Raw genomic sequence first — 2,132 nt, forward strand, 5'->3', positions numbered from 1 at the left:
GATGCTTATGCTGTTCAGTCCTATGAGCGTTCAGCTAAAGCGTGGGCTGCCGGAAAATTCAATAATGAAATTGTTCCCGTGGAAATTCCGCAACGACGTGGCGAACCGATTATCTTTTCTCAAGATGAAGAATATACCAATGTGAAATTGGATAAAATACCAACACTAAATGCTGTTTTTACCAAAGACGGAACAGTCACTGCTGCCAATGCTTCAACTATCAACGACGGCGCAGCGGCATTAGTGTTGATGAGCGAAGAAAAAGCAATTGCTTTAGGATTAAAACCTTTAGCTTTCATCAAGTCTTACGCAGATGCGGAACAAGAACCAAAATGGTTTACAACTTCTCCTGCAAAAGCATTGCCTAAAGCGTTAGAAAAAGCAGGGATTTCTATTTCCGATGTTGACTTTTTTGAATTCAATGAAGCTTTTGCTGTAGTGGGTTTAGCAAATGCTAAAATACTAGGACTTGATAATGACAAAGTAAATGTAAATGGCGGCGCAGTTTCTTTGGGGCATCCGCTTGGGTGTTCCGGAGCCAGAATCATTGTAACCTTAATTAATGTTTTAGAACAAAATAATGCCAAAGTTGGAGCTGCAGCCATTTGTAATGGCGGCGGTGGTGCTTCGGCAATTGTTATTGAAAGAGCTTAAAATAATTACGAATTAGAATTCCAAATTGAATCTATGTTTGCTATTTGTAATCTTGCTATAATTCCTTTACGAGCAGAACCAAGCGACAGAAGCGAAATCGTTTCCCAGGTCTTGTTTGGTGAGCATTTTGAAATTTTGGAAACTCAAAATCAGTGGTCCCGAATCAAATTACAATATGACAATTATGAAGGCTGGGTCGATTCAAAACAATATCAAATTATCTCTGAAAAGAGTTTCGAAAGTTTATCCAAAGATGCTATAATATTAAACTCAGATTTGGTTGAATATGTCACAAATCCATCAAACATATTGCTGCCTATTCCATTAGGCTCTTCTTTATCATTTTTACATCATAGCGAAATCAATATTGAAAATTTTGCGTTTGAAGGCATGAAAATAAGCGGTGTCAAACTAAAATCAGATTTGATTACTACTGCTTTTATGTATCTTAATGCGCCCTATTTGTGGGGCGGCAAAACACCCTTTGGTATAGATTGTTCGGGGTTTACACAAATGGTTTACAAGTTGAATGGTTACCGGCTCCTTAGAGATGCTTCCCAACAATCTACGCAAGGCGAGGCGTTGAGTTTTATTGAAGAAAGTGAACCCGGTGATTTAGCTTTCTTTGACAATGAAGAAGGGAAGATAATACACGTTGGGATCATCATGGATAATAATTATATCATTCACGTCAGTGGTAAAGTAAGGATTGACCGCTTAGATCATCTCGGAATTTATAACGCACAAGTAAATCGGCATACGCATCGTTTGCGTGTTATTAAGAAAATTATTTAACCGTCTCGTTTTTCTTTACAAGACGGTTTTTTTATTTAAATTAGATTGCTAAAACCTTCCAAATGAAAACTATCTCTAAAATAGTTTTGCTTTCGGTGATTACTATTACATCAAGTTATTTATTAAAGGCGATTATATTTTGAAATGAAATCAGAGCAATATTTAGTTTGGGTAAATATGCCTATATGTCTTTCAGTGTTTCTACAAAATAATCAATTTCTTCTTTTGTGTTATAATGGGAAAACGAAATGCGCAGACTTGGTTTTTTCAACTCATCCTCATTCAGCATTTCTGCCAACACATGCGACGGTTTAATGCTTCCACTTTGACACGCACTTCCACGGGAAACAGCGATGCCTTTCATATCAAGATTAAATAAAATCATGGCAGTTTTTTCAGGAGAAAATGGTAACAATACATTTAAAATATTGTAAAAAGTAGTGCCTCCATTTACAGGAACCTCCGAAAAGGCAACTTGCAATTGTTTAAAACAATAGTCCTTCAATTGGGTTATATAATTTCTTTCTTGTTCTAAATTTTTAAAAGATAATTCTAAAGCTCTTGCCATTCCGGCAATTTGATGCACCGATTCGGTTCCGGCACGCCAGCCTTTTTCCTGTTCGCCACCAAACAGCATTGGCTGCAACACCAAATTTTTACGAACAAATGCAAAACCTACACCT

General features: G+C 36.8%; 3 protein-coding genes. 2 read left to right on the top strand and 1 reads right to left on the bottom strand.

Features of this window, described 5'->3' with window-relative positions:
- Positions 1-654, top strand: a 654-nt coding sequence (locus tag Q0Q99_RS07030; RefSeq protein WP_293893491.1) for an acetyl-CoA C-acyltransferase, incomplete at its 5' end; no start/stop codon positions are given.
- Positions 655-687: 33 nt separating this feature from the next.
- Positions 688-1,449 (top strand): C40 family peptidase, encoded by a 762-nt coding sequence (locus tag Q0Q99_RS07035; RefSeq protein WP_293893494.1) that lies wholly within the window; start codon positions 688-690, stop codon positions 1,447-1,449.
- Between the two features lie 181 nt (positions 1,450-1,630).
- Here Q0Q99_RS07035 and Q0Q99_RS07040 read toward each other — a convergent pair.
- Positions 1,631-2,132: aminotransferase class V-fold PLP-dependent enzyme (locus tag Q0Q99_RS07040; protein ID WP_293893497.1), on the bottom strand; the 502-nt coding region annotated here is incomplete at its 5' end.

The sequence above is a fragment of the Flavobacterium sp. genome (genome assembly GCF_025352425.1).
GTDB lineage: Bacteria > Bacteroidota > Bacteroidia > Flavobacteriales > Flavobacteriaceae > Flavobacterium.